This window comes from Streptomyces sp. NPDC053541 (assembly GCF_044544705.1).
In the GTDB taxonomy this organism is placed as follows: Bacteria; Actinomycetota; Actinomycetes; order Streptomycetales; family Streptomycetaceae; genus Streptomyces.
Genome location: NZ_JBITXM010000006.1, coordinates 331,756 through 357,204, shown reverse-complemented (window position 1 = coordinate 357,204; position 25,449 = coordinate 331,756). Strand labels below are relative to the sequence as shown.

Genomic DNA, 25,449 nt, shown 5'->3' with positions numbered 1-25,449 from the left:
CTGCTTCACCGCTCTTCTGGACTCCGTCTAACCTGCCCGTATGGCCCTTGGAACCGCTTCCGTCCGCTCGGACCGCGCACGCACCGTGCGCGACATCCTCGCCTCCGGGGAGACCTCGTACTCGTTCGAGTTCTTCGCGCCCCGGACCGAGAAGAGCGAGCAGAGCCTCTGGAACGCCATGCGCCGGATCGAGGCGGTCGCACCCAGCTTCGTGTCCGTGACCTACGGCGCCGGCGGCTCCACCCGCGGCGGCACCGTCAAGGCCACCCAGAAGATCGCCTCCGACACGACCCTCACCCCGGTCGCCCACCTCACCGCCGTCGACCACTCGGTCGCCGAACTGCGCAACATCCTCGGCCAGTACGCCGACGCCGGCATCCGCAACATGCTCGCCGTGCGCGGCGACCCGCCGGGCGACCCGCTCGGCGAGTGGGTAGCCCACCCCGAGGGCGTGCGCTACGCCGCCGACCTCGTGCGGCTGATCAAGGAGTCCGGCGACTTCTGCGTGGGCGTCGCCGCCTTCCCCGAGATGCACCCGCGCTCCGAGGACTGGGACACCGACGTCCGGCACTTCGTGGACAAGTGCCGGGCCGGCGCCGACTACGCGATCACCCAGATGTTCTTCGACCCAGAGGCCTATCTGCGGCTGCGCGACAGCGTGCAGAAGGCCGGCTGCGAGACCCCGATCATCCCCGAGGTCATGCCCGTGGTCAGCGTGAAGACCCTGGACCGGCTGCCCACCCTGAGCAACGCCGTCTTCCCCGCGGACGTGAAAGAACGGATCCTCGCCGTCAAGGACGATCCGGCCGCTGTACGCTCCATGGGCATCGAGTTCGCGACGGAGTTCTGCGCGCGGCTGCTGTCCGAGGGTGTCCCCGGGCTGCACTTCATCACGCTGAACAACTCCAGGGCGACGCTCGAGATCTACGAGAATCTCGGACTGCACCAGCAGTCGTGACCGGCCACAGCCGCCCCGACCCGCGGCGGAGGCCGTAGGAGAGGGGCGGGCATGGGGTGGACGGTCCTCTACATCGCGTTCGGCGTGGTCGCGCTGTGGCTCCTCGGTGAGGTGCTGCTCCAGTACAAGGCGCGACTGCGCTGGCGGCTGCTCGCCTTCGCCGGGTTCCTCGGCGTCGTCATCGGCGTCCTGATCCCGTCGACCGTGGTGATCGTCATCGGCGCGGGCGTCTTCGCCGTCGGCCAGACCTATGTGACGCTCTCCTTCCGGCGCGGCTTCTCCACCGGCTGGGCCCTCGGCGGCAACCCCGGTGCGAGCCGCCGCCGCAGGTCCGCCAAGGCCGCCGAGCGCAAGACCGGCCCGACCCTGGAGGTCACCGACCTCAGCTACGACGAGGGCCACGACCGGGACCCGGAGGACCGGGAGCAGGGCGGCTACGGCGATCCGGCCGGGCACGCCGCCGATCCGGCCGCCGTGTACGAGCCCGAGCCGATGCCCGAGGACACCGGGCAGTACGGCGTCTACGGCACCTCCTACGACCAGCAGCAGCCGTACGCCGACCCGTACGCGGCCCCCTACGCCGCCGGCTACGACCAGCAGCAGCCCGTCTACGACTACGGCACCGGCGACCAGCAGAGTTACGCGGCCTACTCCGACCCGTACATCGGCGGCCAGCAGTACGCGGCCACCGGCCCGTACGACGGCGGCTACCAGCAGCCGTACGCCGACCCGTACGCCCCCTCGTACACCTACGACACCCCGCCCGGCGGCGTCTGGGTCCCGCAGCAGCGGGACACCGAGCAGGACCCGCACTACCAGGACCAGCAGGGTTACTACGGCAACGGCGGGGACCACCAGCAGTACCGCTGACCCCGCCGCCGGGGCCGGCCGCTCACTGCGAGCCGCGGAAGTCCGCGCCCTCCACGATCAGCCCGGCCACCAGGGCCCCGGACATCCCGGCGTGGGCGAGCCCGCCGCCGGGGTGGGCCCAGCCGCCGGCGAAGTGGAGGCCGGTGAGCGGGGAGACGTTGGCCGCCGGGAGGTACCGCCCGCCCGCCCCGGCCAGCGCGGGACCGGGCACCTCGGCGACGCCGGTGTCGTGCAGCGTGTCGTCCGGGGTGCGCACGTGCCGCCAGAGCAGCCGGTCCGCGAGCCCCGGCACCGCCCGCCCGGCCGCCTCGACCATCCGGCCGGCGAAGGACTCCCCGTACGGGCCGGGGCCCGTCCGCACGGTCGCCGTGACCGTCACCGACTCGTACGCACCGTCCGGGCGCAGCGCCGGGTCGTCCGGCCGGAGCACGGTCACCGTCGGCAGGTCGGCGGAGGCGTGCACGACGGTCCGGTGGACCGCGTCCGCCTCCCGGGCCCCGCGCAGCGCCAGACAGACCGTCACCCGGCCCGTGCCGGGGGCCTGGTCGCCCAGCCGGTCACCGCCGCGCCCGCCGGCCACGACCTGGTCGCGGCGGAGCGCCGGCACCGGCGCCCCGGACACCACGTGATCGGCCTCGACCGTCTCGCCCCCGGCGAGCCGGACGCCGGCCGCCCGACCGTCCTTCTCCACGACCTCCACGACGGGCGCGTCGAACACGAACTCCACCCGCCGCTTCCGGCACCGCTCGTACACCGCGTCCGCCAGCGCCCGCAGGCCCCCGGCCACGTACCAGCTGCCGAAGGTCTGCTCCATGTACGGCAGGACGGCCGCCGACGCCGGGGCCGTCGCCGGGTCGAATCCGTAGCTCCACGCGTACGAGTCGAGCAGCGCGACGAGCCGCGGGTCGCGCAGCTCACGCGCCCCGACCTGCGCGAGCGTCGTCGTCGGGCGGCGCAGCAGGCCCGCCTTCAGGGCCGGGTACGGCTCGCGGGCGAGCGGGGCCGGGTCGGCCGGCTGCGGCTCCTCCAGGAGCGGGCGCCGGGTCCGGTCCCAGGCCTCGCGGGCCCGCACCAGGAAGTCGCCCCAGCGCTCGCCCGCGCCGGCGCCGAGCGCGGCGTCCAGGGCGGCGACCGTGCCCGCCCGCGAGGCGTTCGGCAGGTCGACGCGGGTGCCGTCCGCGAAGACGTGGCGGGCCGCCGGATCGACCTGCGTCAGCGCGACGCACTCCTCGAGCGGCTCCTTGCCCGTCTTCACGAACAGGTCCCGGTAGACGGCGGGCAGGTGCAGCAGCCCAGGGCCGGTGTCGAACGCGAAGCCGTCGCGCTCGAAGCGCCCGACCGCGCCGCCGTACGTCGACGTCTTCTCGTACACCGTCACCGCGTGCCCGGCGACCGCCAGTCGCGCGGCCGCCGCCATGGCGCCCAGACCCGCGCCGATCACCACAATCCTTGCCATGTCAGGGACCCTATAGGTCCCCGCCGACGGCTCAGCGGGAAGGCGGGTGCGCCTGGGCGGCCGCCAGCCGCTTCTCCTCCCGGCGCTGCGCCCTGCGCCGCCAGAACCGCCGGATCCGGTGGGCGAGGAAGGCCAGTATCACCAGGCCCAGCACCAGCAGCGTCGCCGCGATCACCGCGGCGGCGACCGGGTGGAAGATCGCGAAGGTGACGATCGCGGCGACACCGAGGTCCTCCGCCGTGGACACCACGATGTTGGAGGCGGGCTCGGGCGAGGTGTTGATCGCCATCCGGGTGCCGGCCTTGACGAAGTGGCTCAGCAGCGCCGTCGTGCCGCCGACCGCCCCCGCCGCCAGCTCCGGCAGCGAACCGGACTGGCCGGCGAGGAGCGCCGCCACCACCGCCCCGCTGATCGGCCGGATCACCGTGTGGACGGAGTCCCATACCGAGTCGACGTACGGGATCTTGTCCGCCACCGCCTCGCACAGGAAGAGGACGCCGGCGGCGATGAGGACGTCGGGGCGCTGCAGCGCCTCGGGCACCTCGTCGGTGAGGCCGGTGACGCCGAAGACGCCGAGCAGCAGGACCACCGCGTACGCGTTGATCCCGCTCGCCCAGCCGCTCGTGAAGACCAGGGGGAGTACGGACACGCCCGCGATCGTAGCCAGCTCTGAGTATCCGTACCTAGGCGTCGAGATGAGTAGGTGCGCGGATGGGCCGTGACCTGCGCGGAGGGGAGAGTGGAGCGCACGGGAGGGGCGCGGCTCCGGGACCGCCGGCACGGGGCGGCGGAACGGGGCCGCGCGCCTGCCGGCACGGGGGAAGCACGGGGGACACGGGGGAACGGAAGAAGCGCCGGTCCGGCGAGGCTCGGGGGGATCGAGCCTCGCCGGACCGGCGCCTTTCCTTTCCCTGGTCCCTTTCCCGGTCCGTGTCCCGGCCCCTTGTCCGGTCCTTTCGACGTCCTTGTCGCGGTCAGCAGCCGCCGCTGACGCGCCCGTGCAGCAGCCGGGAGAGCGCGGCGTGCACGTCGTCCAGGGACCGCTCGCTCTGGAAGGCCTGCCAGTCGAGCGCGGCCACCAGGACCATGCCCACCAGCGCGGAGGCGGTCAGCGGCACGTCGATCCCGCCGTCGAACTCACCCGCCGCCACGCCCTCGCGCAGCACGTTCTCGACCACCGCGACCGCCTCCTGGCGCACCACCAGGAGGGTGGAGTTCCAGGCCCGGCCGGTGCGCCACAGCTCGGCCACGTACAGCTGGGTGAAGGCCGGGTAGCGGTCGATGAAGACCAGACCGGCCCGGATCATCGCGTCCAGCGCCTCGATCCGGCTGCCGCCGCGCTCCGCGGTCTCCTCGGCCGCCGCCCGCAGCGATCCGGCGAGCAGCGAGACGCCGTGCCGCAGCAGCTCCTCGAAGAGCTCGGTCTTGCTCTTGAAGTTGTAGTAGACCGTGCCCTTGGCGACGCCCGCCCGCTCGGCGATCTCGTCCACCGTGGTCGCCGAGAAGCCCTGCTCGGCGATGAGGGTGACGGCGGCTTCGTAGAGCTTGGCGCGGGTCGTCTGCCGTCTGGTGCTGCTGCTGTCCATGGCCTTGATTCTCACAGGTTCAGAGCGACAGTTCGGGGTGGAGCCGGTCCAGGGTCCACACCTGCTTCCGGCGGGCGGAGAGCGCGGTCAGGGCGAGCGCCCCCGCGGTGAAGGCGGCGAGGACGGCGACGGCCTGCCAGACCGGTCCGATGCCGCCGCCCGTGATGAGCCGGCGCAGTGCCTCGACGACGTAGGTCATCGGCAGGTACGGGTGGATCGCGTTGAAGAAGCCCGGGCTGGTCTGGACGGGGTAGGTGCCGCCCGCCGAGGTCAGCTGGAGCATCAGGACCGCGAGCACCAGGATCCGGCCGGCCGCGCCGAAGCGGGCGTTGAGCCACTGGATGATGGCGGCGAAGCAGCAGGTCACCAGGGCGAGGAAGCCGACGGTGCCGGCGGCCCTGGCCATCTGCAGGCCCAGGCCCCAGTGCAGCACCGACATCAGCGCGGCCACCTGGAGCACGCCGATCGCGGCGACCGGGAGCCAGCCCGCGAGCGCGATCCGCCAGGCGGAGGCGCCGGCGGCGAGCGCCCGCCGGTTGAGCGGCTGGATGATCATGTACGCGACCATGGCGCCGACCCAGAGGGAGAGCGGGATGAAGTACGGGGCGAAGCCGGTGCCGTAGTTGGGCGCCTTGTGCATCGACTGGGCGGCCAGCTTGACCGGGTCGGACATCACCTCGGTGCGGCGGTCCCGGTCCTGCTTGTCGTAGTCGGGGATCTGCTTCACGCCGTCGCTGAGCCCGGTGGCCAGCTCACCCGAGCCGTCGGCCAGCTTGAACAGGCCGCCGTTCAGCTCGCCCGCGCCCTTCTTGAGCCGGCCGACGCCGGTGTCGAGGCTGGTGGAACCGGTGCGCGCCTGGGTCAGGCCGGTGTGCAGCCGGTCGGCGCCGGCGGCGACCTGGTGGGCGCCCCGGTTGAGCTCGTTGATCTTCTTGATGGCGCCCTCGACGTCCTCGTCGAGGTGCGGGGCGCGCCGGGCCAGCTCGTCGGCGTCCTTCTTCAGCTTGGTGAGCCGGGCGTCGAGGGCCTTGAGGTCGCCCTTGCTGTCCTTGGTCAGCTCGTGCAGGTCGTCGGCGATCCTGGCGACGTCGTCGGCGCTGACCGAGGCCTTCTTGAGCAGTTCGCAGCCCTTGGTGTCGGGCAGCGGGTTGTTCGTGCAGTGCGTGGCGTAGTACGCGGAGAGGTCGTCGTCGGCCTTGTGGGCGGCGGCGCGGGCGACCGGCGCGGCGCGCGTCAGCTCCTTCAGGTTGTGCTGGACGGCGGTGGCCGAGTCGGAGACCAGCCGGGCGCTGTCGCGGATCGACCTGCCGTTGTTCGCGAGGTAGGGGCGGACCTTGTCGGCGGTGCCGTTCACCTTGTCGGCGAGCTGCTGGGTGCCGTTGGCCACCTTGCGCGAGCCGGACTCCAGGTCCTTGGCGCCCTTGTCCAGCTTGGTGATGCCGGAGGCCAGGTCGCCGCTGCCCTTCTTGGCGTCCTTCAGGCCGTCGGCCAGCTTCTTGGAGCCCGCCTTGGCCTTGTCGGCGCCCTCCTTGAGCTCGCCGGCGCCCTTGGCCGCCTCGGCGGTGGCGTCGTGCAGGTCGGAGAAGGAGATGAAGATCTTGTCGAGGAAGCTCCGGGAGGACTTGGTGGAGGCGGCGGTGCGCACCTCGGAGAAGACCGTCCGGGAGATCTGGCCGACGATGTAGTTGTTGGCGTCGTTCGTACGGACCCGCAGGGCGCCGGTCTCGGGGGAGTCACCGGAGCTGGAGGCGATCCGCGCGCTGAAGTCGGACGGCATGGTGAGGGACAGGTAGTACGTCCCGTCCTCGACGCCCTTCGCCGCCTCGGCGTCGCTGACCTCGTGCCACTCGAAGACGGCGCTCTCGCGCAGCTTCTCGGTGATGTCGGCGCCCGCGGTGATCCGCTGACCACCGGCCGTGGCGCCCTTGTCCTCGTTGACCAGGGCGACGGGGATCTTGTCGAGCCTGCTGTACGGGTCCCAGAACGACCACAGGTACAGCGCGCCGTACAGCAGCGGCAGCAGCAGGATCGCGACCATCGCGGCGCGCGGGAGCTTCCCCCTGCCGAACCGCTTCAGCTCGAGCGCGGCGAGCTCAGGCGAGCGCATCGGCTTCCCCCTTGTTCTTCTCGGTCGTGGTCGTGGGCGTGGGCGTTGGCGTGGGAGTGTCGGCGGCCGGGTTCTCGGCGTCGGCCTCGGCGGGCTCCGCGGGCTCGGGCTCCGGCTTCGGGTTGGGCTCCGGCTTCGGCTTCGGGTCGGGCTCCGGCTCGGCGGGCCGCGCGGCCGGGGCCGGCGCCGGGGTCGAGGTGGTGGAGACCTTCAGGGCGTCCTCGGGGGCCTCGCTGCACACCGCGAGGACGGTGGTGCCGGCGGCGGCGACGGAGCGCAGCAGCTCCCAGGCCTCGGCGCGGTCGGCGTCGGAGAGCTTGAGGTCGGCGTCGTCCAGGGCCAGCAGCCGGGGGCGGCCGATCAGCGCCAGGGCCACGGAGAGCCGCAGCGCCTCCAGGCGCTCCAGGTCGCGCACCGAGGTCCGCTCGGCCTTGGGCAGGCTCGCGGTGTCGAGCCCGGCGGCGGCCAGGGCCGCGTCGATCCGGTCCCGGGTGGCGGCGGCCCGCTCGGAGGGCGGGCGGAGCAGGCCCTTCAGGCTGCCGTCGAAGCGGCGCTGGAGGAGGGCCCGCTCGCGCAGGTGCTCGGCGACCGTGAAGGCCGGGTCGAGCTCGCTGACCCCGGGGACCGGGCCCAGCGCGCTGATCCGGCGCACGGCCGCCATCTTGCGGGGCAGCCGGAGCCCGGCCACCTCGGCATGGCCCTCGTGGGTCTTCATCCGGCCGGTGAGCGCGAGCAGCAGACAGGTGCGGCCGGAACCGGACGGGCCCTCGATCGCCACCAGGCTGCCGGGCGCGGCCTCGAAGCCGATCCCCCGGAACGCCCAGCCGCGCGGTCCCTTCAGCCCGAATCCGTCCGCGACGACGGCGGCGCCGTGGTTCGCTTCCACCATCCCCCCTCTTTTGAACTGACCAGTCAGTGCAAAAAGTTACCGCCGAGTCGGCGAACTGGCAAAAGGCCAGGTCAGCGGGATTGTCAGTGGTGCGGTGCACGATGAACACATACGGCCACAGCGCCGTCACCCGACGACAGGAGGCTCGTCATGGCCGGCCACTCCGCCGCAGCCGCATCCCGGCGCCCCAGCGCGCGCCGCTCCGCCCCCGCCCAGCTCGGACCCGCGTCCGACATCCACCCGGTCCTGCGCCGCACCTCGGCACCGCCCGCCGCCCTCGACCTGCTCGCCAAGGCGCGGGCCGGACTCGACGAGGCCGCCGCGCTGGACATGCCCCACGAGCGCTACGCCACCGCCCACCTCGCCGCCCTGCGCACCGCCGCCGCCGTGCTCGCCGCCCGCGGCCGGCCCGAGCGCGACCCCCGCAAGCGGGCGCGCATCCGCAGCACCTGGGACGTGCTGCCCGAGATAGCCCCCGAGCTCGGCGAGTGGAGCGCGCTGTTCGCCGCGGGCGCCGAGCGGCGCGCCCGCGCCGAGGCCGGCATCACCGGCGCGGCGACCCACCGCGACGCCGACGACCTGATCAGGGACGCGGGCGTGTTCCTGCGCCTGGTGGAGCGCATGCTCGTGCTCCAGCCGGTGCTGCCGCGCCAGCCCGGCGCCGAGGAGGCCGCCGGATGATCCGCGCGGCCCGTCCCAGGCCATAGGGTGGGGACGTTCGCACCCGTCACCGAGGAGTCAACAGCCGTGTCGGACCCTTCCCCCGCCTCCGGTCGAGAGGCGACTTCGCGCCCGTCGCGCGCCTCCCTGCGCACCGCCGTCGTCTGGGACGTCCTCAAAGACGCCCTGGACCGCCGGGTCAAGGCCACCGGGAAGGACAGCCTCGATGTCCTCGACACGGGCGGCGGCTCCGGCAACTTCGCGGTCCCGGTGGCCCGGCTCGGCCACCGGGTGACCGTCGTCGACCCCAGCCCCAACGCGCTCTTCGCCCTGGAGCGGCGCGCCGCCGAGGCCGGCGTCGCCGACCGGGTGCAGGGCGTGCAGGGGGACATCCGTGGCCTGTTCGACGTGGTGGAGCGCGAGGGCTTCGACGCGGTGCTCTGCCACGGCGTCCTGGAGTACGTGGACGACCCCGCCGAGGGCGTCCGCAACGCCGTCGCCGCGCTCCGCCCCGGCGGCAGCCTCAGCCTGCTCGCCGCCGGACTCGGCGGAGCCGTCCTGGCCCGGGCGCTCGCCGGCCACTTCACCGAGGCCCGGCACGCGCTCGGCGACCCGGACGGACGCTGGGGCGAGGGCGACCCGGTGCCGCGGCGGTTCACCGCCGAGCAGCTCACGGCCCTGGCCGGCCAGGCCGGGCTCGACGTCGGCGCGGTGCACGGCGTGCGGATCTTCGCCGACCTGGTCCCCGGCGTCCTGGTCGACACCGAGCCGGGCGCGGCCGAGGCGCTGCTCCGGCTTGAGGCCGCCGCCGCGGAGCTGTCCGCCTTCCACTCGGTCGCGACCCAGCTGCACGTTCTGGGCGAGAAGCGCGGCTGACCGGCCCGTCCACCCGCACGGCGGTGGCCCCGGGGCGCGGCCCCCGGGCCCCCCCCCCCGGGGGGGGGCGCGGGGGGGGGGGGGGGGGGCGGCGCCCCGCCCCGCCCCCCCGCCGGGGGGGGCCCGGGGGGCGCGCCCCGGGGCCACCGCCGTATGCGCTGAGCAGCGGCGCAGTCGCGGATGGAGTACGCCACAGGCCGCCCGTACGGGGACGTGTCCCCGTATGATCGAGGGACACCATCCGGCATGACGGGGAAGGGCCTGGGGAATCAACGCCTCAGCATCCGAACCGCATGGCGGCCCGGTTGGCGATTTGGCATTGAGGGCGGGTTTCACGGGGGCGATTCCCTGCCTATCCTGAAAGGGCCGCAAACCGGTCGCCCCCGCGACCGACGACGAGGAGGACTCCGTGCCGCTCTCGGAGCACGAGCAGCGAATGCTCGAGCAGATGGAGCGAGCGCTGTACGCCGAAGATCCCAAGTTCGCGACAGCGCTCGAGGGAAGCGGGCTGCGTACGTACACCCGGCGACGGGTCTACCAGGCGGTCGCCGGCTTCCTGGTGGGTATCGCGCTCCTCATGGCCGGAATGATCGTCCAGGAGTACTGGATCATCAGCGTGGTGGGCTTCCTCATCATGCTGGGCTGTGCGGTCCTGGCGGTCACCGGATGGCGCAAGGCGCCCAAGCCCGGAGAACACGGGCGGTCCGCCGGCGGCGGCCGGCAGGCCCGGCAGCGCCGCTCGATGATGACCCGCATCGAAGAGCGGTGGCAGCGCCGCCGCGACGAACAGCAGGGCGGCGGCCACCACTAGGTCGTCTCCTCGCCCCGAGCCTTCCGTGGGCCCGCACCCTTCCGGGTGCGGGCCCACGGGCGTCCCCGGAGCGGTACGGGCCGCCGCCCCCTCTTTTCTACGAGGGCTTCGACGAGGGCTTCCGGCGCAGCGAGCGGGTCGCCGCGCGGGTGCGGTCGGACCAGCTCGTGCGCAGGGCCTCCGTGCGCTGCCGGGCCGCCAGGGTCACCCGGGCGGCGGAACGCGGGGCCAGACGGGCGCGCAGACGGGCCGGGCCGGAGGCCGAGGCGTGCAGACCGCGGCGGACCAGCTCGGCCTGCTCGGTCAGCCCGGTGGCCGGCCGGGGACGCGGCGCGTACAGCGCCTCCTCCACCGCCCGGGCCACCCGGTGCACCGCGTCCGCCGCGTCCGTGGTCAGCTCGCCCTCCCGGACCAGCCGCGCCGCCGTGCGCCGCGGGGTCCGGGACTCGTCCGGCAGGATTCCGTAGTCCCAGGCCGTGTCGTTGATCTCCTGCCACACCGCCAGCACCCGGGCGACCGGGTCGGGCGCCGGGCCCAGCCTGCGGGCCCGCACCCGGCCGCGCCACAGCCACGGCAGCAGCGGCAGCCCGAGGACCACGAGCACCACCAGGGCCACGAGCCCGGCCTTCCGCCAGTCGAAGCCGCCGCCGTCACCGTCCACGGCACCCGCCACGGCCTTGTCCTGGCCGCACTCGCCGAGCCTGCGCTGCTGCGGGCTGCAGCTCTCCGAGGCGCTCGGCACCGCCGAGGGCTGCGCCGAGGCACCGGCCGAGGGCCGCGCCGTCGGGGTGGACGCCCCGCCCGTCGACTGCTCCCGGGTGTAGTCCGGCACCGTGCCCCGCGAGGGCGTCGGCTCGAAGCGCATCCAGCCGGCCCCCTGGAAGTACAGCTCGGGCCAGGCGTGGGCGTCCCGGATGCCGACCGACACGGAGCCGTCCGGCTGCGGGGTGCCCGGCATGAAGCCGACCGCGACCCGGGCCGGGATGCCCAGCGAGCGGGCCATCGCCGCCATCGAGAAGGAGAAGTGGATGCAGAACCCCTCCTTGTCCCTCAGGAAGCGGGAGACCGCCCCGGCACCGGTGCCCGAGTTCACGTTCACGTCGTAGCGGAAGCCGCCGTCCTCGGCGAACCAGTCCTGCAGCCGCACCGCCCGCTCGTAGTCGTTGCGCGCGCCGCGGGTGACCTCCTGGGCCGTCGTCCGCACGTCGGCCGGCAGCGAGGCCGGCACCCGGGTGTACTCCCGGACCAGCTTCTCCGGTGCCGCCGGCGCCGCCGCCAGCTGCTCGCCGGTCGGCCGCACGTCCAGGCTGGTCACCGAGTAGCGGGCGCCGCGGGTGGACTGCCCGTCGCCGACGAGCATCCGGCCGGCCGGCTCGTAGCGCCAGCTGCCGCTGAGGGAGACCCGGGACGCCGGATAGGGCATCGGCAGCCACTTCTGGTCGTACTCGGCGGAGGCCACGAAATTGGTGGTCACCTCGGTGACCCGGACGTCCTGCGCGAGACCGTCCGGCCACGGCAGCTGATCCGGCACGTCCTGCACCGGGCGGACCGAGGACTTCCACGAGGTGCCGTCGAACTGGTCCAGCGCCACCAGCCGCAGGTACAGCCCGCTCTTGTCGACCGCGTTCGTGCGATAGCGCAGGACCTCCCGGTCCTCCGGCTGGCGCAGGTCGTTCTGCAGCGAGACCAGCGGGTTCACCGCCGAGATCGTGCCGCCCTTGCCGCCCCGGCCCTCGCCCTCGCCCGCGCCGCCGCCCAGGAAGCCGCCGCCCAGACCGGGCAGAGCGAACGGCACCAGGAGCGCCACGCCCAGCGTGACCGCGCCGATCCGCATCCCGGTGCGGGCCGGCGCGGACGCGGAGCCGCCCTCGCCGATCGGGGAGCCCGGCCGGCCGGAGCGCTGCGCCCCGCCGAACACCCGGCCCCAGGCCGACAGCCGGTCCCGGCCCTCGGCGAGCAGCAGCACCAGATAGCCGGTCGCCGCCACGCAGAAGGCCACCAGACCGGCGCCGCCGCCGGACAGGCCGGCGGCCACCGAGTACAGCGCGAGCAGCGGCAGCCCCGCCGGGGCCGCGTTCCGGAAGGTCACCGCGAGGGTGTCCACCAGGAGCCCGATCACCGCGACACCGGTGACCAGGAGCAGCCGGATGCCCGGGGTGTTCGGCGCGGGCGGGGCGTAGGTGCCCACGTCGCTCACCCCGGCCTCGAAGAGGCCCCCGAAGGCGGCCAGGGCCTGCGGACCCGGCAGCACGCCGAGGACCGCCTGCTCGCGGACGAAGATCACCGTCAGCACCAGCAGGGTCAGCACCGCCTGGGCGGCGATGGTGAGCGGCCGGGCCAGCGGCACCCGCCGGGTGACCCAGCCGGCCGCGCTCTGCAGGCCCAGCACCAGGGCGGCCGTGAAGATCCAGGTGGCCGGCTTGACCAGCGGCAGCAGGGCCAGCGAGGCCGCCAGCGTCGCCGCGTACGCCGCGAGCGTCAGCCGTGTGCGCCCGCTCATGACCATCCTCCGTAGGTGTCGGCGCCGGGGGCCTGCGCCGCCGCGCCGCCCGCGTGCTGCCACAGATCGCCGAGCCGGGCGCCCGGGCGCACGGCGAAGGCCTGCCAGCCGGCCTCCCGCAGCCGGCGCAGCCGGTCCTCGACGGCGCCGGGGACGGCGCCGCCGGTCAGCCAGGTGCCGGAGTCGAGCAGGAAGGCGACCGCCGCCCCGCCGCGGTGCCGCATCCGGGCCGCGAGCGCCGCCTGCTCCTCGTCGAGGTCGCCGAAGAACGCCACGAGCAGGCCCTCGTGCCCGCCGCGCAGCACGTCGTGGGCGCGGGAGAGCCCGGCGCCCTCCGAGTGGTCCACGACCGCGAGGGTGTCCAGCATCAGCCCGGCGGCCTCGGCCGAGTCCTGGCCGGCGCCGGCGAAGCCCTCGGCGCCCTCGCCGGGCACGGTGCTGCCGGTGTCGGTGAGCAGCCGGACCGCGTAGCCCCGCTCCAGCATGTGGGTGAGCACCGAGGCGGCGCCGGAGACCGCCCACTCGAAGGCCGAGTCGGGGCCGCCGCCCTCGTACGCCAGGTCCCGGGTGTCGAGCAGCACGGTGCAGCGGGCCCGCTGCGGCTGCTCCTCGCGGCGGACCATCAGCTCCCCGTACCGCGCGGTGGAGCGCCAGTGGACCCGGCGCAGGTCGTCGCCGTGCCGGTAGGCGCGCGGGATGATGTCGTCGTCCCCGGCGAGCGCGAGGGCCCGCTGCTGCCCCTCCCCGTACCCGGCGGACTCGCCGCCGAGCCGGACCGGCGGCAGCGCCTCGGTGCGGGGGATCACGGTGAGCAGGTCCTGGGCGCTGAAGGAGCGGGTCAGCTCGCACATCCCGAAGGGGTCGGTGAGCCGCAGCTGCAGCGGGCCGAGCGGGAAGCGTCCGCGCAGGTCGGAGCGGACCCGGTAGGACACCTCGCGGCGACCGCCCGCCTCGACCCGGTCGAGCACGAAGCGGGGCCGGGGGCCCAGCATGTACGGCACGTGGTCCTGGAGCATCAGCAGGCCGGTGGGCAGCCGGGAGACGTTGTCCATCCGGAGGTGGACCCGGGCCTCGGCGCCGGTCTCGACCCGCTGCGGGGCGAGCCGGCGGCTCGCCGCGACCCGGTGGCGGGTGCGGTGCAGCACCAGGACGCAGACCAGCGGCAGCACGGCGAGCAGCAGCCCGACGCGCAGCAGGTCGGCCTGGCCCAGCACGTAGGCGCAGACGGCGGCGGCGATCCCGGCGGCGAGGAAGGACCGGCCGCGGGTGGTGAGCCCGGCCAGGGCGGCCCGCAGGCTGCCCCGGTCACCGCCCTGCCACTGCCCCGGGGACTGCCCCTGCGGAGCGGCGGCGCTCATCACGGCCGCCGGACGCCGGGCTGCTGGCCGTGGCCGTAGTACGGACCGGAGGGCTGCGCGGGCGGCACCGGCGGCGCCGCGGCCGGCACCGGGGTGCGCTGGATGATGTCGTGGACGACCTGCTCCGCGGTGCGGCGGCTCAGCTGGGCCTGCGCGGTGGGCAGCAGGCGGTGGGCGAGCACCGGGGCGGCGAGCGCCTGGAGGTCGTCGGGCAGCACGTACTCCCGGCCGCTGAGCGCGGCGGAGGCCTTCGCGGCCCGCAGCAGGTGCAGCGTGGCGCGCGGGGAGGCGCCGAGCCGCAGCTCCGGGTGGGTGCGGGTGGCGGCGACCAGGTCCACCGCGTACCGCTTCACGGGCTCCGCGACGTGCACCGCGCGGACGGCCTCGATCAGCTTGAGCACGTCATGGGCGTGCGCCACCGGCTGGAGGTCGTCCAGCGGGGAGACCGAGCCGTGCACGCCGAGCATCTTCAGCTCGGCCTCGGCGTTCGGATAGCCGATGGAGACGCGGGCCATGAAGCGGTCCCGCTGGGCCTCGGGCAGCGGATAGGTGCCCTCCATCTCCACCGGGTTCTGCGTGGCGACCACCATGAAGGGGCTGGGCAGCTCGTAGGTCTGGCCGTCCACCGTGACCTGGCGCTCCTCCATGGACTCCAGGAGCGCGGACTGGGTCTTGGGGGAGGCCCGGTTGATCTCGTCGCCGATCACGATCTGGGCGAAGATCGCGCCCGGCTTGAACTCGAACTCGCGCCGCTGCTGGTCGAAGATCGACACGCCCGTGATGTCCGAGGGCAGCAGGTCGGGCGTGAACTGGATCCGGCGGACCGAGCAGTCGATGGACCGCGCCAGCGTCTTGGCCAGCATGGTCTTGCCCACGCCGGGGACGTCCTCGATGAGGAGATGTCCCTCGGCGAGGAGCACGGTCAGCGCAAGCCGTACGACCTCGGGCTTGCCCTCGATCACACCCTCCACCGATCCGCGGACCCGCTCCGCGGTCGTGGTCAGATCTGTGAGGCTCGCTCGGTCGTCATAGGTCGTCACCCGGCCCTCCTCGGCCCTTTCCGCAGCACCGACACCTGCCCCCGGCACGAGGGCCGGGGGGTGTCACCCGTGCATTCTTGTTGGCGCGACCGGGTCGTGTCACTTGCCCGCGGCAGGCCTGTGGACAACGCGGGGCGAATTGCCGGGGTTTGTGGGCTTGCGCCGGCGTGAAGGACCGGTCAGGCCGGGTCGATCTCGCGCAGCAGACCGGTCGTCACGTCGAAGACGAAGCCCCGCACGTCGTCGGTGTGCGGCAGGAACGGGGAGGTGCGGACCCGCTGCATCGACTGCCGGACGTCCTGTTCGACGTCCCGGAAGGCCTCCACGGCCCAGGCGGGACGCTGTCCGACCTCGTCCTCCAGCTCGTGCCGGAAGTCCTCGGTGAGCGACTCGAGGCCGCAGTTGGTGTGGTGCACCAGCATCACGCTGCGGGTGCCGAGCGCCCGCTGGCTGATCGTGAGGGAGCGGATCACGTCGTCCGTGACCACGCCGCCCGCGTTGCGGATGGTGTGGCAGTCGCCGAGTTCGAGCCCGAGCGCGGCGTGCAGGTCGAGGCGGGCGTCCATGCAGGCGACCACGGCGACGCGCTGCACGGGGCGCGCGTCCATGCCGGGGTCGGTGAAGTCGGCGGCATAGCGCGCGTTGGCCTCGACGAGGCGGCTGATGACCGGGTTCGCGGTGGTTATCGCGTCGGCGGAGGGGTGCGCAGGGGTCGACATGTCTCCGACGTTAAGGGGCACCGGCCCCGGAAGCCCGCTGTGAGAGCGGACAAAGAGCGTCAATGATCCTTGTTGTGAGCGACTCCACAGACCGCCGGGACCAGGGCCGTCCGGGTGAACCGCGCGAATCGTCCGGGCCCCCGGTCGCGGGGCGCGCGACGCGCCAGCCGGTTGGTTGACCGGCGGGTCCGGTGGACTAGAGTGACGCGAAGTTCACGGAGACATCGAGCGATTTCCCCTGATCTCCCACGATTCTCCCCCTATGTACGCGGCGGTACCCACGGCTCGGCCCCATCCGCTCGCCGGCGGTGCCTGTCCCGCCGGATCTGAGAGGGCGCATTGAGCAACGACCGACACGTCCCGGTGATGCTCCAGCGGTGCCTGGACATGTTGGCGCCCGCCCTCCAGCAGCCCGGCGCCGTCGTCGTCGACTGCACCCTGGGCCTCGGCGGGCACAGCGAGGCGCTGCTCCGGAGCTTCCCCGAGGCCCGGCTCGTCGCCCTCGACCGCGACAAGGAGGCCCTGCGCCTCTCCGGCGAACGCCTCGCCCCCTACGGGGACCGCGCCACCCTGGTGCACGCCGTCTACGACGAGCTGCCGGAGGTCCTCGACCGGCTCGGCATCGCCCGCGTCGACGGCGTCCTGTTCGACCTGGGCGTCTCCTCCATGCAGCTCGACGAGGCCGACCGCGGCTTCGCCTACGCGCAGGACGCCCCGCTCGACATGCGCATGGACCAGACGACCGGCATCAGCGCCGCCGAGGTCCTCAACACCTACCCGGCCGGCGAGCTGGTCCGCATCCTGCGCGCCTACGGCGAGGAGAAGCAGGCCAAGCGGATCGTCTCCGCGATCGTGCGGGAGCGCGAGAAGGAGCCCTTCAGCAACAGCGCCCGGCTGGTCGAGCTGATCCGCGACGCCCTCCCGCAGGCCGCCAAGCGCACCGGCGGCAACCCCGCCAAGCGCACCTTCCAGGCCCTGCGCATCGAGGTCAACGGCGAGCTGTCGGTCCTGGAGCGGGCGATCCCGGCGGCCGTGAAGGCCCTCGCCGTCGGCGGCCGGATCGCCGTCCTCTCGTACCACTCGCTGGAGGACCGGCTGGTCAAGCAGGTCTTCGCGGCGGGCGCCGCGACCACCGCGCCGCCCGGGCTGCCCGTCGTGCCCGAGCAGTACCAGCCCCGCCTCAAGCTGCTCACCCGCGGTGCCGAGCTCCCCACCGAGGAGGAGATCGCCGAGAACCGCCGGGCGGCCCCCGCGCGTCTGAGGGGTGCCGAGCGGATCAGGGAGGACGTGCAGCCGTGAACCGGAAGGGGCCGCTCAAAGGACGGGCCGCCCGGCTCGGGCGGTTCATGCCGTCCGGGACGAGCACCGCGGCCCGCACCCCCTTCGTCCTGCTCGTCGTGCTGCTGCTCGGCGGCGGCCTGATCACCCTGCTGCTGCTCAACTCCGCCCTCAACCAGGGCTCCTTCGAGCTCAGCGAGCTGAAGAAGCGGACCACCGAGCTCACCGACGAGGAGCAGGCGCTCCAGCACGACGTGGACGACAGCGCCGCCCCCGACGCCCTGGAGCGCCGGGCCCGCGAGCTCGGCATGGTCCCCGGCGGCACCCCCGCCTTCCTCGACCCCGACGGCAAGGTCCGGGGCGTGCCCTCCGTGGCGGTCTCCCCGAAGCCGTCCCCCCGGCCCACCCCGCCGGCCGCCACCACGCCGCCCGCCACGCCGCCGGCCGGCGGGGCCGCCGCGACGCGGACCCCGGCGCAGCAGGGAGCGGCCGGCACCGCGAGCCCGACGCCCGCGCCGCCCGCCACCCCCACCGCGACCGGCCCGACGACGCCCCCTCCCACCGCGACCGCCCCGACGACCTCCGGCAGGTGACCCGTGCCCCCCAAGGAGCCCCCGCGCCGCCGCGTCCCCGGCCCCGCCCGGCCCGCCCGGCCCCGCCCCGCGGCCGCCGGCCGGCCCGCCGCGAGGCCCGCGCCGCCCCGGCGCCCGGCCCCCCGCCCGGCCCCGAAGGCCCGCACCATCCGGCTCGGCAGCCCCAAGCCCCGGCTCCGCCTGGTCTCCCTCGGCCTCACCCTGGTGCTGCTGGTCTTCGTGGTGCGGCTGCTCCAGGTCCAGGCCGTCGACGCCAACGCGTACGCCGCCAAGGCCGAGAAGCACCGCTACCAGGAGTACACGCTCTCCGCCGACCGCGGTGAGATCACCGACCGCAACGGAGTCGCGCTGGCCGCCAGCGTCGACGCGTACGACGTCACCGCCGACCCCAAGCTGTTCACGCCCGAGGAGTCCAAGGTCCAGGACGCCCCGGAACAGGCCGCCGCGCTGCTCGCCCCGCTCCTCGGCAAGGAACCCGCCGAGCTCGCCAAGAAGCTGCGCACCCCCAAGTCCCGCTACACCCTGCTCGCCCGCAAGCAGACCCCGCAGGTCTGGAACCAGATCAAGGACCTCAAGAAGGTCTACGAGCAGAAGGCCAAGCCCGCCAACGGCGGCAACGGCGTCAACCTGCTCGGCGGCGTCCTCGGCGAGCCCAGCACCAAGCGGGTCTACCCGAACGGCGAACTCGCCGCCGGGATACTGGGATACGTCAACGCCGAGGGCCGCGGCGCCGGCGGCATCGAGTCCATGCTCGACAAGGAACTCGCCGGCCAGGACGGCAAGATCCGCTACGCCCAGTCCGGCGGCCGCCGGGTCCCCACCGCCGGCTCCCAGGGCACCCCCGCCGTCCCCGGCTCGGACATCGAGCTCACCATCGACCGGGACATCCAGTGGGCCGCCCAGCAGGCCATCACCGAGCAGGTGAAGAAGTCCAGGGCCGACCGCGGCTACGTCGTCGTCCAGGACGTGCGCACCGGCGAGGTGCTCGCCATGGCCAACGCCCCCGGCTTCGACCCCAACGACCTCTCCCAGGCCAACGCCACCGCCATGGGCAACGCCGCGCTCCAGGACGCCTACGAGCCCGGCTCGACCGCCAAGGTCATGTCGATGGCCGCCGTCCTGGAGGAGGGCGCCGCCACCCCCGACACCCGGGTGACCGTGCCCAACCGGCTGCACCGCGGCGACCGCCTCTTCAAGGACGACGTCGACCACAAGACCTGGTACCTCACGCTCAACGGCGTCCTCGCCAAGTCCAGCAACATCGGCACCATCCTGGCCACCGGCCAGCTGGGCAGGACCCAGCCCGAGGCCAACCGGGTGCTCTACGACTACCTGCGCAAGTTCGGCGTCGGCAGCCCCACCGGCCTCGGCTACCCGGGCGAGACCCCCGGCATCCTCGCCAAGCCCCAGGACTGGTCCACCTCGCAGCAGTACACGATCCCCTTCGGCCAGGGCCTCTCGGTGAGCGCCATGCAGGCCGCCTCCGTCTACTCGACCATCGCCAACGGCGGCGTCCGCGTCGAGCCCAGCCTGGTCCGCGGCACCAAGGGACCCGACGGGCGCTTCAGCGCCGCGCCCGCTCCCAAGGAGAGCCGGGTGATCAGCGAGAAGACCGCCACCACCCTCGCCCAGATGCTGGAGTCCGTCGTCGACGACGAGGAGGGCACCGGCACCCGGGCCGCCATCCCCGGCTACCGCGTCGCCGGAAAGACCGGCACCGCCAACCGGGTCGACCCCGAACTCGGCCGCTACAAGGGCTACACCGCCTCCTTCGCCGGCTTCGCCCCCGCCGACCAGCCCCGGGTCACCGTCTACTGCGCCATCCAGAACCCCACCAAGGGCAGCTACTTCGGCGGACAGATCTGCGGCCCCATCTACAAGAAGGTCATGGAGTTCGCCCTCAAGACCCTGCGCGTCCCGCCGACCGGCAGCGGGCCCGCCCGGCTGCCGGTGACCTTCGAGCCCTGAACCGGACCGGCCCGGCCGGTCCCGCCGGGCCGTCACCGGCACCCGAACCCGACCCCGTACCCGTACGCCCTTTCCCCCCACTCCGTACAACCGTGACTCGCGTGACACTCCGGGAGCTCCAGTGACAACGATCACCCCCCGTTCCGGGAACCGGAAATCGAACTCCGGCGACGCATCGGCCCGATTTAGCCCTGCGCAGGGTGCGCCCGGTACGCTCACCGCCGTGCCACACGCTGATCAGTCCCGAACCACCCCGCCCCGCCCCGAGCGGGTCCGCCCGACACCCCTGGGCGAACTCGCCGACCGGCTGGGCACCGAGCTCTCCGCCGCCGGCCGCGGCGTCGAGGTCTCGGGCATCACCCACGACTCGCGGGCGGTCCGCCCCGGCGACGTCTACGCGGCCCTGCCCGGCGCCCGGCTGCACGGCGCCGACTTCGTCGCCCAGGCCGCCGGACTCGGCGCCGCCGCCGTGCTGACCGACCCGGCCGGCGCCGAGCGCGCCGCCGCGACCGGCCTGCCGGTCCTCGCGGTCGACGACCCGCGCGGGCGGATGGGCGAGCTCGCCGCCGAGATCTACGGGCGGCCCGGCGAGCACCTGCTGCAGATCGGCATCACCGGCACCTCCGGCAAGACCACCACCGCCTACCTCGTCGAAGGCGGCCTGCGCGGCGCGGAGAAACGCACCGGACTGGTCGGCACCGTCGAGATGCGGATCGGCGACGAGCGCATCAAGTCCGAGCGCACCACCCCCGAAGCCACCGACCTCCAGGCCCTGTTCGCCGTTATGCGCGAACGCGGCGTCGAGGCGGTCGCCATGGAGGTCTCCAGCCACGCCCTGGTGCTCGGCCGGGTCGACGGCTGCGTCTTCGACGTGGCCGTCTTCAACAACCTGAGCCCGGAGCACATGGAGTTCCACTCCGACATGGAGGACTACTTCCAGGCCAAGGCCCAGCTGTTCACGCCCCGGCGCAGCCGGCGCGGCGTCGTGAACCTCGACGACGCGTACGGCCGCCGGCTCGCGAAGGAGTCCGGCGTCCCCGTCGTCACCTTCTCCGCCGCCGGCGACCCCGCCGCCGACTGGCGCGCCGATGACGTGGTCAGCCGCGCCGCCGACTCCGTCTTCACCGTCGTCGGCCCGGACGGGGTGCGGATCCCCGCCACCGCCCCGCTGCCCGGCCCCTTCAACGTCGCCAACACCCTCGCCGCGATCGTCACCCTCGCCACCGCCGGGATCGACCCGCGGACCGCCGCCGACGGCGTCGCCGCCGTCCCCGGCGTGCCCGGCCGCCTGGAGAAGGTCGACGCCGGCCAGCCGTACCTCGCCGTCGTCGACTACGCGCACAAGACCGACGCCGTCGAGTCGGTGCTGCGCTCGCTGCGCGAGGTGACCCGCGGCCGGCTGCACGTCGTCCTCGGCTGCGGCGGCGACCGCGACACCACCAAGCGCGGCCCGATGGGCGCCGCCGCGGCCCGGCTCGCCGACACCGCGGTGCTCACCTCCGACAACCCGCGCTCCGAGGACCCGCTCGCGATCCTCACCGCCATGCTGGCCGGCGCCGCCGAGGTGCCGCCGGCCGAGCGCGGCACCGTCCTCGTGGACGCCGACCGCGCCGCCGCCATCGCCGCGGCCGTGGCCCGCGCCGAGCCCGGCGACACCGTCCTGGTCGCGGGCAAGGGCCACGAGCAGGGCCAGGAGGCCGGCGGCGTGGTCCGCCCCTTCGACGACCGCCTGGTCCTGCGCGAGGCCATCCTCGACCGGCAGGACCGGCAGGACGCACCCCGTCAGCAGAACAGTCGTCACCAGAACAGTCAGGGATGAAGCAGTGATCGCCCTCTCCCTCGCCGAGATCGCCGAAATCGTCGGCGGGCGGCCGCACGACATACCGGATCCGGCCGCCCGGGTCACCGGTCCCGTCGTCATCGACTCCCGTGAGGTGAAGCCCGGCAGCCTGTTCGCCGCCTTCGCCGGCGAGCGGGTCGACGGGCACGACTACGCGGCCCGGGCCGTCGAGGCGGGCGCCGTGGCCGTGCTCGCCGCCCGCCCCGTCGGCGTGCCCGCGCTCGTCGTCGACGACGTCCAGACGGCGCTCGGGGCCCTCGCCCGCGCGGTCGTCGAACGCCTCGGCACCGATGTCGTCGCGCTCACCGGCTCGGCCGGCAAGACCTCCACCAAGGACCTGATCGCCCAGGTCCTCCAGCACCACGCGCCGACCGTGTGGACGCCCGGCTCGCTCAACAACGAGATCGGGCTGCCGCTCACCGCGCTCACCGCCGGGCCCGAGACCCGCCATCTCGTCCTGGAGATGGGAGCGCGCGGAATCGGCCACATCCGCTACCTCACCGGTCTCACCCCGCCGCGCATCGGCCTCGTGCTCAACGTCGGCACCGCCCACATCGGCGAGTTCGGCGGCCGCGAGCAGATCGCCCAGGCCAAGGGCGAGCTCGTCGAGTCCCTGCCGGCCGCCGAGGACGGCGGCATCGCCGTGCTCAACGCCGACGACCCCCTCGTGCGCGCCATGGCCTCCCGCACCAAGGCCAAGGTGACGTTGTTCGGAGAGGCGGACGAAGCGGCCGTACGGGCCGAGAACGTCCGCCTCACGGAAAGCGGACAGCCTTCTTTCAGGCTTCACACACCCACCGGGTGCAGCGACGTGACCTTGCGCCTGTACGGTGAGCATCACGTGTCGAACGCGCTCGCCGCGGCCGCCGTCGCCCATGAGCTGGGCATGCCCGTCGAGGAGATCGCCACCGCGCTCTCCGAGGCAGGCACCCTGTCGCGCTGGCGCATGGAGGTCACCGAGCGTCCGGACGGCGTGACGATCGTCAACGACGCCTACAACGCGAACCCCGAGTCCATGCGAGCCGCCCTGCGCGCGCTCGCGGCCATGGGCAGGTCTGCACAGGCCCAGGGGTCCCGCACGTGGGCGGTGCTCGGCAAGATGGCCGAGCTCGGCGACGACTCGCTCGCCGAGCACGACGCGGTCGGACGGCTCGCCGTCCGGCTCAACGTCAGCAAGCTCGTCGCGGTCGGGGACAGGGAAGCGTCCTGGCTGCAACTGGGCGCCTATAACGAGGGTTCGTGGGGTGAGGAGTCGGTGCACGTGTCCGACGCGCAGGCGGCGGTCGACCTGTTGCGCAGTGAGCTGCGCCCGGGGGACATCGTCCTGGTGAAGGCTTCCAGGTCGGTGGGTCTGGAGCGGGTCGCCCTGGCACTGCTCGAGAACACCGCCGAGGGTGAGGGTGCGGGCCGATGAGGCAGATCCTCTTCGCGGGGGCCATCGGGCTCTTCCTGACCCTGATCGGCACCCCGCTGCTCATCAAGCTGCTCGCCCGCAAGGGGTACGGCCAGTTCATCCGCGACGACGGCCCGCGCGGCCACCTCGGGAAGAAGGGCACGCCCACCATGGGCGGCATCTCCTTCATCCTGGCCACCCTCATCGCGTACGCCCTGGCCAAGGTCATCACCGGCGAGGACCCGACCTACTCGGGCGTCCTCGTGCTCTTCCTGATGGCCGGCATGGGTCTGGTCGGCTTCCTCGACGACTACATCAAGATCGTCAAGCAGCGCTCGCTCGGTCTGCGGGCCAAGGCGAAGATGGCCGGCCAGCTGATCGTCGGCATCGCCTTCGCCGTGCTCTCGCTGCAGTTCGCGGACCTGCGCGGCAACACCCCGGCCTCCACGAAGCTCTCCTTCATCGCCGACTTCGGCTGGTCCATCGGTCCGGTGCTGTTCGTGGTCTGGGCGCTCTTCATGATCCTGGCCATGTCCAACGGCGTGAACCTGACGGACGGTCTGGACGGCCTGGCCACCGGCGCCTCCGTGATGGTCTTCGGCGCCTACACCTTCATCGGGCTCTGGCAGTTCCAGGAGTCGTGCGCCAACGCCATGACCCTGACGAACCCGAACGCCTGCTTCGAGGTCCGCGACCCGCTCGACCTCGCGGTCGTCGCCTCCGCCCTGATGGGCGCCTGCTTCGGCTTCCTGTGGTGGAACACCTCGCCCGCCAAGATCTTCATGGGCGACACCGGCTCCCTGGCCCTCGGCGGCGCGCTGGCCGGTCTCGCCATCTGCTCCCGGACGGAGCTGCTGCTCGCCCTGCTCGGCGGCCTGTTCGTGATGATCACCATGTCCGTGGTCATCCAGGTCGGCTCCTTCAAGCTGACGGGCAAGCGGGTCTTCCGGATGGCACCGCTCCAGCACCACTTCGAACTCAAGGGGTGGTCCGAGGTCCTGGTCGTCGTCCGGTTCTGGATCATCCAGGGCATCTACGTGATCGTGGGCCTGGGCATCTTCTACGCGGGATGGGCATCCGAAAAGTGAGCGAACAGCTGGACTGGCAGGGCAAGCACGTCACCGTCGCCGGGCTCGGCGTCAGCGGCATCCCCGCCGCCCGCGCCCTGCACGGCCTGGGCGCGGTCGTCACGGTCGTCAACGACGGCGACGACGAGCGCTCCCGGGCGCAGGCCGCGGAGCTGGAGGCGGCGGGCATCACCGTCCGCCTCGGCGACGGGGCGACCCTGCCGCCCGGCACCGAGCTCATCGTGACCGCGCCGGGCTGGCAGCCCGACAAGCCGCTCTTCCGGGCCGCCGAGGCGGCCGGCGTGGAGATCTGGGGCGACGTCGAACTGGCCTGGCGCCTGCGCGGCCCGGAAGCGGCACCCTGGCTCGCGGTCACCGGCACCAACGGCAAGACCACGACCGTGCGGATGCTCGCCTCCATCCTGGAGGCGGCCGGCCTGCGGACCGCCGCCGTCGGCAACATCGGCGTCTCGCTGCTCGACGCCGTCCTCGGCGAGGAGCGGTACGACGTCCTCGCCGTGGAGCTGTCCAGCTACCAGCTGCACTGGGCGCCCTCGCTGCGCGCCCACTCGGCCGCCGTGCTCAACCTGGCGCCCGACCACCTCGACTGGCACGGCTCCATGGAGGCGTACGCCGCCGACAAGGGCCGGATCTACGAGGGCAACCGGGTCGCCTGCGTCTACAACGTGGCCGACAAGGCCACCGAGGACCTGGTCCGCGAGGCCGACGTCGAGGAGGGCTGCCGGGCCATCGGCTTCACCCTCGGCACCCCCGGCCCCTCGCAGCTCGGCGTGGTCGAGGGCATCCTCGTCGACCGGGCCTTCGTGGAGAACCGCCACAAGAACGCCCAGGAGCTGGCCGAGGTCGCCGACGTCCGCCCGCCGGCCCCGCACAACATCGCCAACGCGCTCGCCGCCGCCGCCCTCGCCCGCGCCTTCGGCGTCGAGCCGAAGGCCGTACGGGACGGGCTGCGCGCCTTCCGGCCCGACCCGCACCGGATCGAGCTGGTCGAGGAGATCCAGGGCGTCGTCTACGTGGACGACTCCAAGGCCACCAACACCCACGCCGCGGAGGCGTCGTTGGCGGCCTACGACCCGATCGTCTGGATCGCCGGCGGCCTCGCCAAGGGCGCCACCTTCGACGAGCTCGTCGCGAAGTCCGCGAAGCGGCTGCGCGGCGTCGTGCTGATGGGCCGGGACCGCGAGCTGATCCGCGAAGCCCTGACGCGACACGCCCCCGAGGTCCCGGTGGTGGACCTCGACCGGACCGACACTGGGGCGATGTCCGCGGCGGTCCGGGAGGCGGCGGCGCTCGCCCGGCCGGGGGACACGGTCCTGCTCGCCCCGGCCTGTGCGTCGATGGACATGTTCGCCAACTACAACAAGCGGGGCGAGGCCTTCGCGGACGCCGTCCGCGCCCTCGCCGCCACCGGCGACGCCTGACCTGACCAGCAAGGGGGTCCGGCACGGCCGGACACGAC

At 73.7% G+C, this 25,449-nt stretch carries 21 protein-coding genes; 12 read left to right on the top strand and 9 right to left on the bottom strand.

The genetic code is table 11. The features are described from left to right. Positions 1-40 precede the first annotated feature (40 nt). Together metF and ACIGW2_RS18050 are read left to right on the top strand one after the other, a co-directional pair. Positions 41-958: a methylenetetrahydrofolate reductase [NAD(P)H] gene (gene metF, locus ACIGW2_RS18055; RefSeq protein WP_356064470.1), complete on the top strand. Its 918-nt coding sequence runs from the start codon at positions 41-43 to the stop codon at positions 956-958. 51 nt (positions 959-1,009) lie between these two features. Next, positions 1,010-1,828, top strand: a complete 819-nt coding sequence (locus ACIGW2_RS18050) for a hypothetical protein (protein WP_399844416.1) — start codon at positions 1,010-1,012, stop codon at positions 1,826-1,828. A 22-nt stretch (positions 1,829-1,850) separates the two neighbouring features. On the opposite strand, the gene ACIGW2_RS18045 is transcribed toward ACIGW2_RS18050, so the two are convergent. The 5 genes from ACIGW2_RS18045 to ACIGW2_RS18025 all read right to left on the bottom strand — a co-directional run bounded on the left by ACIGW2_RS18045 (position 1,851) and on the right by ACIGW2_RS18025 (position 7,866). Then, positions 1,851-3,284: a phytoene desaturase family protein gene (locus ACIGW2_RS18045; RefSeq protein WP_399844414.1), complete on the bottom strand. Its 1,434-nt coding sequence runs from the start codon at positions 3,282-3,284 to the stop codon at positions 1,851-1,853. Between the two features lie 31 nt (positions 3,285-3,315). After that, on the bottom strand, positions 3,316-3,933 hold the full coding sequence (locus ACIGW2_RS18040) for a DUF4126 domain-containing protein (RefSeq protein ID WP_391654536.1): 618 nt from the start codon (positions 3,931-3,933) through the stop codon (positions 3,316-3,318). 325 nt (positions 3,934-4,258) lie between these two features. Next, on the bottom strand, positions 4,259-4,870 hold the full coding sequence (locus tag ACIGW2_RS18035; RefSeq protein ID WP_391654537.1) for a TetR/AcrR family transcriptional regulator: 612 nt from the start codon (positions 4,868-4,870) through the stop codon (positions 4,259-4,261). A 19-nt stretch (positions 4,871-4,889) separates the two neighbouring features. Continuing rightward, positions 4,890-6,977 carry a YhgE/Pip family protein gene (locus ACIGW2_RS18030; protein ID WP_391654538.1) on the bottom strand — a complete coding sequence of 696 codons (2,088 nt, stop codon included), beginning with the start codon at positions 6,975-6,977 and terminating at the stop codon, positions 4,890-4,892. Beyond that, positions 6,964-7,866: an ATP-binding cassette domain-containing protein gene (locus ACIGW2_RS18025; protein WP_399844411.1), complete on the bottom strand. Its 903-nt coding sequence runs from the start codon at positions 7,864-7,866 to the stop codon at positions 6,964-6,966. The genes ACIGW2_RS18030 and ACIGW2_RS18025 overlap by 14 nt, the downstream gene beginning before the upstream one ends. Before the next feature lie 150 nt (positions 7,867-8,016). Here ACIGW2_RS18025 and ACIGW2_RS18020 point away from each other — a divergent pair, with 150 nt between their 5' ends. The 3 genes from ACIGW2_RS18020 (at position 8,017) to ACIGW2_RS18010 (ending at position 10,213) form a co-directional block, all read left to right on the top strand. Further along, positions 8,017-8,547 (top strand): SAV_6107 family HEPN domain-containing protein, encoded by a 531-nt coding sequence (locus ACIGW2_RS18020; protein ID WP_356064455.1) that lies wholly within the window; start codon positions 8,017-8,019, stop codon positions 8,545-8,547. 66 nt (positions 8,548-8,613) lie between these two features. After that, positions 8,614-9,402, top strand: a complete 789-nt coding sequence (locus ACIGW2_RS18015) for a class I SAM-dependent methyltransferase (protein WP_391654540.1) — start codon at positions 8,614-8,616, stop codon at positions 9,400-9,402. A 409-nt stretch (positions 9,403-9,811) separates the two neighbouring features. After that, a complete protein-coding gene (locus ACIGW2_RS18010) occupies positions 9,812-10,213 on the top strand; it encodes a DUF3040 domain-containing protein (protein WP_356064450.1) in 402 nt (133 codons plus the stop codon). A gap of 97 nt (positions 10,214-10,310) precedes the next feature. Here the strand turns inward: ACIGW2_RS18010 and ACIGW2_RS18005 are convergent, their stop codons facing one another. The 4 genes from ACIGW2_RS18005 to ACIGW2_RS17990 all read right to left on the bottom strand — a co-directional run bounded on the left by ACIGW2_RS18005 (position 10,311) and on the right by ACIGW2_RS17990 (position 15,830). Beyond that, positions 10,311-12,713, bottom strand: coding sequence for a DUF3488 and DUF4129 domain-containing transglutaminase family protein (locus ACIGW2_RS18005; RefSeq protein ID WP_391655132.1), 2,403 nt, complete (start codon positions 12,711-12,713; stop codon positions 10,311-10,313). Continuing rightward, positions 12,710-14,071, bottom strand: coding sequence for a DUF58 domain-containing protein (locus ACIGW2_RS18000; protein ID WP_391655133.1), 1,362 nt, complete (start codon positions 14,069-14,071; stop codon positions 12,710-12,712). Before ACIGW2_RS18000 ends, ACIGW2_RS18005 begins: the two co-directional genes overlap by 4 nt. After that, a complete protein-coding gene (locus tag ACIGW2_RS17995; protein WP_391655134.1) occupies positions 14,071-15,111 on the bottom strand; it encodes an AAA family ATPase in 1,041 nt (346 codons plus the stop codon). The genes ACIGW2_RS18000 and ACIGW2_RS17995 overlap by 1 nt, the downstream gene beginning before the upstream one ends. A 179-nt stretch (positions 15,112-15,290) precedes the next feature. Continuing rightward, positions 15,291-15,830 (bottom strand): carbonic anhydrase, encoded by a 540-nt coding sequence (locus ACIGW2_RS17990; RefSeq protein ID WP_361588324.1) that lies wholly within the window; start codon positions 15,828-15,830, stop codon positions 15,291-15,293. A 339-nt stretch (positions 15,831-16,169) separates the two neighbouring features. On the opposite strand from ACIGW2_RS17990, the gene rsmH reads away from it, so the two are divergent. The 7 genes from rsmH (at position 16,170) to murD (ending at position 25,411) form a co-directional block, all read left to right on the top strand. Next, positions 16,170-17,129, top strand: coding sequence for a 16S rRNA (cytosine(1402)-N(4))-methyltransferase RsmH (gene rsmH / locus ACIGW2_RS17985; RefSeq protein WP_391655135.1), 960 nt, complete (start codon positions 16,170-16,172; stop codon positions 17,127-17,129). 47 nt (positions 17,130-17,176) lie between these two features. Further along, positions 17,177-17,701 carry a septum formation initiator family protein gene (locus ACIGW2_RS17980; protein ID WP_399844513.1) on the top strand — a complete coding sequence of 175 codons (525 nt, stop codon included), beginning with the start codon at positions 17,177-17,179 and terminating at the stop codon, positions 17,699-17,701. 3 nt (positions 17,702-17,704) lie between these two features. Beyond that, complete coding sequence (locus tag ACIGW2_RS17975; protein WP_391655136.1) at positions 17,705-19,669, top strand: peptidoglycan D,D-transpeptidase FtsI family protein; 1,965 nt, start codon at positions 17,705-17,707, stop codon at positions 19,667-19,669. Between the two features lie 121 nt (positions 19,670-19,790). Continuing rightward, a complete protein-coding gene (locus tag ACIGW2_RS17970) occupies positions 19,791-21,488 on the top strand; it encodes a UDP-N-acetylmuramoyl-L-alanyl-D-glutamate--2,6-diaminopimelate ligase (protein WP_399844406.1) in 1,698 nt (565 codons plus the stop codon). A gap of 4 nt (positions 21,489-21,492) precedes the next feature. Beyond that, entirely contained in the window at positions 21,493-22,923 is a 1,431-nt protein-coding gene (gene murF / locus ACIGW2_RS17965; protein ID WP_361588317.1) for a UDP-N-acetylmuramoyl-tripeptide--D-alanyl-D-alanine ligase, read from the top strand. Beyond that, complete coding sequence (gene mraY, locus ACIGW2_RS17960) at positions 22,920-23,990, top strand: phospho-N-acetylmuramoyl-pentapeptide-transferase (RefSeq protein ID WP_361588315.1); 1,071 nt, start codon at positions 22,920-22,922, stop codon at positions 23,988-23,990. The genes murF and mraY overlap by 4 nt, the downstream gene beginning before the upstream one ends. Further along, a complete protein-coding gene (gene murD, locus ACIGW2_RS17955) occupies positions 23,972-25,411 on the top strand; it encodes a UDP-N-acetylmuramoyl-L-alanine--D-glutamate ligase (protein WP_361588313.1) in 1,440 nt (479 codons plus the stop codon). The genes mraY and murD overlap by 19 nt, the downstream gene beginning before the upstream one ends. Positions 25,412-25,449: the final 38 nt, after the last annotated feature.

Excerpts from the sequence above, each read along its gene's own strand:
- metF (WP_356064470.1), top strand. The coding sequence starts at position 41 with ATGGCCCTTGGAACCGCTTCCGTCCGCTCGGACCGCGCACGCACCGTG.
- ACIGW2_RS18050 (WP_399844416.1), top strand. The coding sequence starts at position 1,010 with ATGGGGTGGACGGTCCTCTACATCGCGTTCGGCGTGGTCGCGCTGTGG.
- ACIGW2_RS18045 (WP_399844414.1), bottom strand. The coding sequence starts at position 3,284 with ATGGCAAGGATTGTGGTGATCGGCGCGGGTCTGGGCGCCATGGCGGCG.
- ACIGW2_RS18035 (WP_391654537.1), bottom strand. The coding sequence starts at position 4,870 with ATGGACAGCAGCAGCACCAGACGGCAGACGACCCGCGCCAAGCTCTAC.
- ACIGW2_RS18030 (WP_391654538.1), bottom strand. The coding sequence starts at position 6,977 with ATGCGCTCGCCTGAGCTCGCCGCGCTCGAGCTGAAGCGGTTCGGCAGG.
- ACIGW2_RS18025 (WP_399844411.1), bottom strand. The coding sequence starts at position 7,866 with ATGGTGGAAGCGAACCACGGCGCCGCCGTCGTCGCGGACGGATTCGGG.
- ACIGW2_RS18020 (WP_356064455.1), top strand. The coding sequence starts at position 8,017 with ATGGCCGGCCACTCCGCCGCAGCCGCATCCCGGCGCCCCAGCGCGCGC.
- ACIGW2_RS18005 (WP_391655132.1), bottom strand. The coding sequence starts at position 12,713 with ATGAGCGGGCGCACACGGCTGACGCTCGCGGCGTACGCGGCGACGCTG.
- ACIGW2_RS18000 (WP_391655133.1), bottom strand. The coding sequence starts at position 14,071 with ATGAGCGCCGCCGCTCCGCAGGGGCAGTCCCCGGGGCAGTGGCAGGGC.
- ACIGW2_RS17990 (WP_361588324.1), bottom strand. The coding sequence starts at position 15,830 with ATGTCGACCCCTGCGCACCCCTCCGCCGACGCGATAACCACCGCGAAC.
- ACIGW2_RS17980 (WP_399844513.1), top strand. The coding sequence starts at position 17,177 with ATGCCGTCCGGGACGAGCACCGCGGCCCGCACCCCCTTCGTCCTGCTC.
- mraY (WP_361588315.1), top strand. The coding sequence starts at position 22,920 with ATGAGGCAGATCCTCTTCGCGGGGGCCATCGGGCTCTTCCTGACCCTG.
- murD (WP_361588313.1), top strand. The coding sequence starts at position 23,972 with ATGGGCATCCGAAAAGTGAGCGAACAGCTGGACTGGCAGGGCAAGCAC.